At 45.8% G+C, this 9,273-nt stretch carries 7 protein-coding genes; all 7 read left to right on the forward strand.

The genetic code is table 11. From position 1 onward, the window contains the following. Positions 1-85: 85 nt before the first annotated feature. On the forward strand, positions 86-1,804 hold the full coding sequence (recJ, locus tag HMPREF2794_RS13705) for a single-stranded-DNA-specific exonuclease RecJ (protein WP_010536558.1): 1,719 nt from the start codon (positions 86-88) through the stop codon (positions 1,802-1,804). Next, positions 1,797-3,701 (forward strand): RecQ family ATP-dependent DNA helicase, encoded by a 1,905-nt coding sequence (locus tag HMPREF2794_RS13710; protein WP_070751677.1) that lies wholly within the window; start codon positions 1,797-1,799, stop codon positions 3,699-3,701. Before recJ ends, HMPREF2794_RS13710 begins: the two co-directional genes overlap by 8 nt. A 39-nt stretch (positions 3,702-3,740) precedes the next feature. Continuing rightward, complete coding sequence (locus HMPREF2794_RS13715) at positions 3,741-4,703, forward strand: tetratricopeptide repeat protein (protein WP_055268529.1); 963 nt, start codon at positions 3,741-3,743, stop codon at positions 4,701-4,703. A 350-nt stretch (positions 4,704-5,053) separates the two neighbouring features. Continuing rightward, positions 5,054-5,902 (forward strand): prephenate dehydratase, encoded by an 849-nt coding sequence (locus HMPREF2794_RS13720; protein ID WP_070751678.1) that lies wholly within the window; start codon positions 5,054-5,056, stop codon positions 5,900-5,902. Beyond that, positions 5,877-7,058 (forward strand): pyridoxal phosphate-dependent aminotransferase, encoded by a 1,182-nt coding sequence (locus tag HMPREF2794_RS13725; RefSeq protein WP_070751679.1) that lies wholly within the window; start codon positions 5,877-5,879, stop codon positions 7,056-7,058. Before HMPREF2794_RS13720 ends, HMPREF2794_RS13725 begins: the two co-directional genes overlap by 26 nt. Before the next feature lie 90 nt (positions 7,059-7,148). After that, positions 7,149-8,210: a bifunctional 3-deoxy-7-phosphoheptulonate synthase/chorismate mutase type II gene (locus tag HMPREF2794_RS13730; RefSeq protein ID WP_055268527.1), complete on the forward strand. Its 1,062-nt coding sequence runs from the start codon at positions 7,149-7,151 to the stop codon at positions 8,208-8,210. A gap of 100 nt (positions 8,211-8,310) precedes the next feature. Then, positions 8,311-9,084, forward strand: a complete 774-nt coding sequence (locus HMPREF2794_RS13735) for a prephenate dehydrogenase (RefSeq protein WP_010536552.1) — start codon at positions 8,311-8,313, stop codon at positions 9,082-9,084. Positions 9,085-9,273: the final 189 nt, after the last annotated feature.

Consider the following 9,273-nt stretch of genomic DNA (forward strand, 5'->3'; position numbering starts at 1 on the left):
CGCTTTTTTTCGTACTTTTACCCCTTGTTGGAAAGTAGTGCCTTTCCAGCCCCTGAGAACAGAAAAAGAAAAAACAATATATAAAATGAATCACAAATGGAATTATCAACCCATTACACCCGAACAGGCAGAGACAAGCCAGATATTGGCCCAGGAATTAGGCATTAGCCCGATACTTGGACAACTTCTGGTGCAGCGGGGAATAACGAAGGCAGCAGATGCCAAGAAGTTTTTCCGCCCGCAGTTGCCCGACCTGCACGATCCGTTCCTGATGAAGGATATGGATATTGCAGTGGAGCGTCTGAACAGGGCGATGGGAAAGAAAGAGCGTATTCTGATTTATGGAGATTATGACGTAGACGGTACTACTGCCGTAGCATTGGTCTACAAGTTCATTCAACAGTTCTATTCGAACATTGACTATTACATACCCGACCGCTACAACGAAGGGTATGGCATTTCTAAACAAGGAGTCGACTACGCCTCTGAAACCGGCGTAGGATTGATTATCGTACTCGACTGCGGCATAAAAGCAGTAGAGGAAATCACGTATGCGAAAGAAAAGGGAATCGACTTTATCATCTGCGACCATCATGTACCAGACGATATCCTCCCCCCTGCCGTCGCTATTCTGAATGCCAAACGTCTGGACAACACTTATCCATACACACACCTTTCCGGCTGTGGAGTCGGTTTTAAGTTTATGCAGGCATTTGCAATCAACAACGGTATTGAGTTTCATCACTTGATTCCGCTGCTCGACCTTGTAGCGGTGAGTATTGCATCGGACATTGTCCCCATCATGGGTGAAAACCGTATTCTCGCCTATCACGGTCTGAAACAACTGAACAGTAATCCCAGCGTTGGCATGAAAGCCATCATCGACGTATGCGGACTTTCCGAGAAGGAAATTACCGTCAGTGATATTGTTTTTAAGATCGGACCACGCATCAATGCGTCCGGACGTATCCAGAACGGGAAAGAGGCCGTAGACCTGCTCACGGAAAAGGACTTCTCGGCAGCATTGGAGAAAGCCGGACAAATCAACCAATACAATGAAACCCGGAAAGATCTCGACAAAAGCATGACAGAAGAGGCCAACAATATTGTTGCCAATCTGGAAGGACTCTCCGAACGCCGTTCCATCGTGCTTTACAACGAGGAATGGCATAAAGGTGTCATCGGCATTGTAGCCTCCCGTCTGACAGAAGTTTACTACCGACCGGCAGTCGTACTCACCCGAACAGATGACATGGCAACCGGTTCCGCACGTTCCGTTTCCGGATTTGATGTGTATAAGGCAATCGAATATTGCCGTGATCTGTTGGAGAACTTCGGCGGACATACGTATGCAGCCGGATTATCCATGAAAGTGGAAAATGTGGAAGTCTTTACCCGAAGATTCGAAGAGTATGTGTCACAACATATCCTGCCGGAACAAACCAGTGCCGTAATCAACATAGATGCGGAGATTGATTTCAGGGATATTACATCAAAATTCTTCAATGACCTGAAGAAATTCAATCCTTTCGGTCCGGACAACATCAAACCGATCTTCTGCACACATCATGTCTATGATTACGGTACCAGCAAGGTGGTTGGACGCGATCAGGAACATATCAAACTGGAACTGGTTGACAACAAATCGAATAACGTTATGAACGGTATCGCATTCGGACAAAGTTCTCATGTGCGCTATATCAAGACGAAGCGTTCATTCGACATCTGCTATACAATCGAAGAGAACACGCATAAGCGTGGCGAAGTCCAACTTCAAATCGAGGATATAAAGCCGATTGAATAAGTATCAGGAGATATTAAAACAATACTGGGGTTATGACTCCTTCCGCGACTTGCAGGAGGAGATCATTACCAGTATCGGCGAAGGCAAAGACACACTGGGACTGATGCCTACCGGAGGCGGTAAGTCTATTACATTTCAAGTGCCCGCTCTCGCTCAGGAAGGTATTTGTATCGTCATCACCCCACTTATCGCCTTGATGAAAGATCAGGTGCAGAACTTGCGGAAACGGGGAATCAAAGCCCTTGCCATCTATTCGGGCATGACACGGCAAGAAATACTTACCGCACTCGAAAACTGCATCTTCGGCAATTACAAGTTCCTTTATATCTCTCCGGAACGGCTGGATACGGAAATATTCCGTACCAAGTTGCGTTCGATGAAAGTCTCCATAATTACGGTGGACGAAAGCCACTGTATCTCACAATGGGGATACGACTTCCGCCCGGCATATCTGAAAATCGCAGAAATACGGGAGCTGTTGCCTGGAGTACCGGTACTGGCACTGACAGCTACAGCAACTCCCGAAGTCGTAAAAGATATCCAGACCCGACTGAACTTCCGGGAAGGAAATGTCTTTCGCATGAGCTTTGAACGAAAGAATTTGGCATATATCGTACGCAAAACGGATAACAAAACCAAAGAATTGCTGCATATCCTCCAACGGATATCGGGCAGTGCAATTATCTACGTCCGCAACAGACGCCGCACCAAAGAAATCACCGAACTGTTGACAAACGAAGGAATAACTGCCGACTTTTATCATGCCGGCCTGGACAATGCCGTCAAAGACCTTCGGCAAAAACGCTGGCAAAGCGGAGAAGTCCGTGTCATGGTGGCAACCAATGCTTTCGGCATGGGTATCGACAAGCCCGATGTACGTATCGTGCTGCATCTCGACCTGCCCGATTCACCCGAGGCCTATTTTCAGGAAGCCGGACGTGCCGGAAGAGACGGAGAGAAAGCTTATGCCGTCATCCTGTACGCCAAATCCGACAAGATGACACTCCACAAACGTATTGTCGACACCTTTCCCGAAAAAGAATACATCCTGAATGTCTACGAACATCTTCAGTATTATTATCAAATGGCGATGGGTGACGGATTTCAATGTATCCGGGAATTCAATCTGGAAGAATTTTGCCGGAAGTTCAAATACTTCCCGGTGCCGGTAGACAGTGCCCTGAAAATACTGACACAGGCTGGCTATCTGGAATACACGGACGAACAGGATAATTCATCACGAATCCTCTTTATCATCCGTCGGGACGAACTGTATAAACTGCGGGAAATGGGAAAAGAAGCGGATGCCTTGATACAAACGATTCTTCGTTCGTATACGGGAGTTTTCACTGATTATGCCTATATCAGCGAAGAATCGCTTGCCCTACGCACCGGACTGACACGCCAGCAAATCTATAACATACTGGTAACATTAACCAAACGCCGCATCGTCGATTACATTCCCCGCAAAAAGACTCCTTATATTATATATACACGCGAACGATTGGATCTGCGCTTTCTGCACATTCCCCCTATTGTCTACGAAGAGCGCAAGGCACGCTATGAAGCACGTATCAAGGCTATGGAAGAATATGTCACTACCGAAAACGTATGCCGGAGCCGGATGCTTCTCCACTACTTCGGAGAGAAAAACGAACATAACTGCGGGCAATGTGATGTCTGCCTCAGCAACCGTGCCAGCAACGACTTATCTGAGAAATCTTATGAGGAATTGAAAAGGCAAATACTGGAGTTGCTTGGTCAAAGTCCACTAACTCCTGCCGAAATTGCCGATAAGATAAAAGCGGAAAAAGAAGATATCGGGCAAGTAATCCGATATTTATTAGACGAAGACGGACTGAAGATGCAGGACGGAATGCTACATATTTCAAAATAAGTTATTACATTTGCAGACAAACTCTAAAATAACGCAACCATGCCGAACTTTTTTAAATCTTTTTTCTCCGGTAAGTCTGAAACACCGGAAAGTGAAAAACAAAAGAACGATCAGAAAAACTTCGAAATATTCAAATATGACGGTCTGCGCGCACAGCGCATGGGACGTCCGGATTATGCCATAAAATGCTTCACCAAGGCACTTGCCATCGAAGAGGACTTCGAGACAATGGGTTACCTCAGCCAACTCTATATCCCAATGGGAGAAACAGAAAAGGCTCGCGAAATTCTGGAAAAAATGGCAGTGATGGAGCCTCATGTCACCAGCACATTCCTCACATTGGCCAATGTCTGCTACATCCAGGAAGACTACAAAGCTATGGAAGAAGCTGCCAGCAAAGCAATCGCCATCGAAGAAGGAAATGCAGTCGCACACTTCCTGCTGGGAAAAGCCCGCAAAGGACAGGATGACGAAATCATGACCATTGCCCATCTGACGAAAGCCATCACTCTGAAAGACGACTTCATCGAAGCTCGTCTGATGCGCGCAGAGGCTTTGCTACAAATGAAGCAATACAAGGAAGTAATGGAGGACATAGACGCCGTAATCGCCCAGAATCCGGAAGAAGAGACCGCCATCCTGCTGCGTGGCAAGGTGAAAGAAGCCAACGGACAGGAAGAAGAAGCAGAAACGGACTACAAATTTGTAACGGAAATAAACCCATTCAACGAACAAGCCTACCTCTATCTGGGACAGCTTTATATCAATCAGAAGAAACTGACAGAAGCTATCAGCCTGTTTGACGAAGCCATCGAACTGAACCCGAATTTCGCCGAAGCCTATAAAGAACGCGGACGTGCCAAGCTATTGAGCGGTGATAAAGACGGCTCCGTAGAAGATATGAAGAAGTCACTGGAGCTGAACCCGAAAGATGAAGCCGGTCTGAACGGAGAATTCAAGAATCTGGGACCGAAGCCGGAAGCACTTCCGGGAATCTTCTAAGCAGACAGCAGCATATACTCATTTTCAACTGAAACATTACTGTCATATCAGGTGACCTTTTCATCTTTTTTAGGGAAGAAAACAAAAAAAGTATCGCTTTTTGTTTGCATCTAACAGAAAATTATTACTTTTGCCCCAGAATTAGAAACCAAAGCAGAAACAAAGATTCGTATGAAATCATTTTCTTATGCATATTACTTCTTTTTTTACTTTTACTTTAGCCAGAAAGTAGAGCGGGAGTTTGTATGTATCAAGTGACATGATGCTTAAGGACTGAGATGAAGAAATTAATCATATAAATCCCGCTTCCATATGGACGCGGGATTTTTTTATATAACCCTATTAGAACAATGAAAAAGATAGCAATTCAAGGAACACTCGGCTCATATCACGATATCGCCGCACACAAGTACTTCGAGGGAGAAGAAATAGAGTTAATCTGTTGTGCCAGCTTCGAAGACGTGTTTACTTCGATACGGAAAGACAGCCAAGTTATCGGAATGCTAGCCATCGAAAATACGATAGCGGGAAGCCTGCTGCACAACAATGAATTGTTGAGACAAAGCGGCACACAGATTATCGGTGAATACAAGCTGCGCATCTCACATAGCTTCGTCTGTCTGCCCGAAGAAAACTGGGAAGACCTGACAGAAGTCAACTCCCACCCTATCGCCCTGATGCAATGCCGTGATTTTCTGAATCAGCATCCGCAACTCAAAGTAGTGGAAGGAGAAGATACGGCACGCAGCGCGGAAATCATCAAGAAAGAAAACCTGAAAGGGCATGCAGCCATTTGCTCGAAAACGGCGGCAGAACGCTACGGAATGAAAGTGCTCCAAGAAGGCATCGAAACCAACAAGCACAACTTCACCCGTTTTCTGGTAGTTGCCGATCCGTGGCAAGTGGACGAACTCCGCCAGCATCACGCAAAGGCGACCAACAAGGCAAGCATGGTATTCACATTGCCACACACAGAAGGAAGCCTGTCGCAAGTATTATCCATTCTTTCGTTCTACAACATCAATCTGACAAAGATACAATCGCTGCCGATCATCGGACGGGAATGGGAATATCAATTTTACGTTGACGTGTCTTTCAATGATTATCTGAGATATAAACAATCTATTGCAGCAATTACTCCATTAACCAAAGAACTTAAAATATTAGGCGAATATGCAGAAGGAAAGTCAAACGTATAAAATCGCTCCTGCCGAAAGATTGGCAAGTGTCAGCGAATACTACTTCTCGAAGAAACTGAAAGAGGTAGCACAAATGAATGCAGAAGGAAAGGACGTTATCAGTCTGGGTATCGGAAGTCCTGATATGCCTCCTTCCAAAGAAACAATCGAAACATTGTGCAACAATGCACACGATCCCAACGGACATGGCTACCAACCGTATGTGGGCATACCGGAACTCCGGAAAGGTTTCGCAGCCTGGTATCAACGCTGGTATGGAGTAGAACTGAACCCGAATACGGAAATACAGCCACTGATTGGTTCTAAAGAAGGTATCCTTCATGTCACACTGGCTTTCGTTAATCCGGGTGAACAGGTATTGGTACCCAATCCGGGATACCCTACTTATACTTCACTGAGTAAAATACTCGGTGCGGAAGTGATCAGCTATGACCTGAAAGAAGAGGATGGATGGATGCCCGACTTTGAAGCATTGGAAAAGATGGACCTGAGCCGCGTGAAACTAATGTGGACCAACTATCCGAATATGCCGACAGGAGCCAACGCCACTCCGGAACTCTACGAACGTCTGGTAGACTTCGCACGCCGCAAGAATATCGTCATCGTGAATGACAACCCGTACAGCTTTATCCTGAACGAAAAGCCGATCAGTATTCTCAGTGTACCGGGAGCCAAAGAATGCTGCATCGAATTCAACTCCATGAGCAAAAGCCACAACATGCCGGGATGGCGTATCGGAATGTTGGCATCGAATGCAGAATTCGTACAATGGATACTGAAAGTAAAAAGCAATATCGACAGCGGAATGTTCCGTGCCATGCAACTGGCAGCTGCCACAGCTTTGGAAGCCGAAGCGGACTGGTACGAAGGCAACAACCACAACTATCGTGGCCGCCGCCATCTGGCCGGTGAAATAATGAAAGCGCTGGGCTGTACCTACGATGAAAATCAAGTGGGAATGTTCCTTTGGGGAAAGATTCCCGCTTCCTGCAAAGACGTAGAGGAACTGACTGAAAAAGTATTGCATGAAGCAAGAGTCTTCATCACTCCGGGATTTATCTTTGGCAGCAACGGAGCAAGATACATCCGTATTTCTCTTTGCTGCAAAGATGCCAAGTTAGCGGAAGCATTAGAAAGAATCAAGAAACTTTTTTAAAAAAGACCGATTAGAATAACTCAAAAGGCAGACCAGACAAACGTCTGTCCCAAAGAATAAGAACAAGAATAAAATAAAAACAATAAGAATATGGAACTCGAATCAATTTTATTACCAGGTATTGAAGCTAAAAGACCGATTGTTATTGCCGGTCCGTGCAGCGCAGAAACTGAAGAGCAAGTAATGGACACCGCCAAACAGCTGGCAGCTAAAGGACAAAAGATATACCGCGCCGGCATCTGGAAACCGCGTACCAAACCGGGAGGTTTCGAAGGAATCGGTGTAGAAGGACTTGCCTGGCTGAAGGAAGTAAAGAAAGAAACAGGTATGTATGTTTCTACCGAAGTAGCGACTGCCAAACACGTTTACGAATGTCTGAAAGCCGGAATCGATATCCTTTGGGTGGGTGCACGTACCACAGCCAATCCTTTCGCCGTGCAGGAAATAGCCGATGCATTGAAAGGCGTTGATATCCCCGTATTGGTAAAGAACCCGGTAAACCCTGACCTGGAATTATGGATCGGCGCACTGGAGCGCATCAACAATGCAGGTCTGAAACGTCTGGGAGCTATCCACCGTGGTTTCAGCAGCTACGACAAAAAGATATACCGCAACCTTCCGCAATGGCACATTCCTATCGAACTGCGCCGCCGTCTGCCTAATCTGCCGATTTTCTGCGACCCGAGCCACATCGGAGGAAAACGCGAACTGATTGCCCCGCTCTGCCAACAGGCAATGGACCTCAACTTCGACGGTCTGATCGTAGAAAGCCACTGTAATCCGGACTGTGCATGGAGCGATGCTTCTCAGCAGGTAACTCCGGATGTACTCGACTACATTCTCAATTTACTGGTGATCCGTACAGAAACCCAGACCACAGAAAGTCTGACTCAGTTGCGTAAGCAAATCGACGAATGTGACGACAACATTATTCAGGAACTGGCAAAAAGAATGCGCGTAGCACGTGAAATCGGTACTTATAAGAAAGAACATGGAATCACCGTTCTTCAAGCCGGACGCTACAATGAAATTCTGGAGAAACGCGGTGCGCAAGGAGAACAATGTGGTATGAGCGCAGACTTTATGAAGCTTATCTTCGAAGCAATCCACGAAGAGTCTGTCCGCCAACAGATCGAGATTATCAATAAATAAAAAGCGAAAGAGAAATCAAGAATCAAATGGAAACTAACAAATAAACTGAGGCCGACCAGAAAGTCAATAGTAACTCAAAACTCTCCAATAAATAATAGATATGAGAATATTAATCCTCGGAGCCGGCAAGATGGGCTCTTTCTTTACTGATATACTGAGCTTTCAGCATGAGACAGCCGTGTTCGATGTCAACCCGCACCAGTTGCGTTTCGTGTATAATACCTATCGCTTCACCACATTGGAAGAGATCAAGGACTTCGAACCGGAACTGGTTATCAATGCCGCTACAGTAAAGTATACGCTGGACGCCTTCCGCAAAGTATTGCCTGTGCTTCCCAAAGACTGTATCATCAGTGACATCGCTTCCGTAAAGACAGGACTGAAGAAGTTCTACGAAGAAAGCGGATTCCGGTATGTCTCCAGTCACCCGATGTTCGGTCCGACATTTGCCAGCCTCAGCAATCTGAGCAGCGAGAACGCAATTATCATCAGTGAAGGAGACCACTTGGGAAAGATTTTCTTCAAAGATCTCTACCAGACGCTACGCCTGAATATCTTCGAATACACGTTCGACGAACATGATGAAACGGTAGCATACTCGCTCTCCATTCCGTTCGTTTCGACTTTCGTTTTTGCTGCAGTGATGAAGCATCAGGAAGCTCCAGGAACTACTTTCAAGAAGCATATGGCTATCGCAAAAGGACTACTGAGCGAAGATGATTACCTCCTTCAGGAAATCCTGTTCAACCCACGCACCCCGGGACAAGTAACCAATATCCGGACGGAGTTGAAAAATCTTCTCGAAATCATCGAAAAGAAAGACGCGGATGGCATGAAAGCCTATCTTACGAAAATTCGGGAAAAGATCAAATAAGCCTTTTGAATGGAGAATGAAGAATGATGAATGAAGAATTAGCTGCGCTATCACGCTGCAAAGTAATTCTTCATCCATCATTCTTCATTTCTATGCCCTCATAGGTTAATTCTTATATCGGACACACATTAGGGGGCAGTCCGAAAAGCCTGTTTGAGCTCCATACTGTACCGAAATGAACTAAATTAT

Source organism: Bacteroides sp. HMSC067B03, assembly GCF_001811315.1.
In the GTDB taxonomy this organism is placed as follows: Bacteria; Bacteroidota; Bacteroidia; order Bacteroidales; family Bacteroidaceae; genus Bacteroides; species Bacteroides faecis.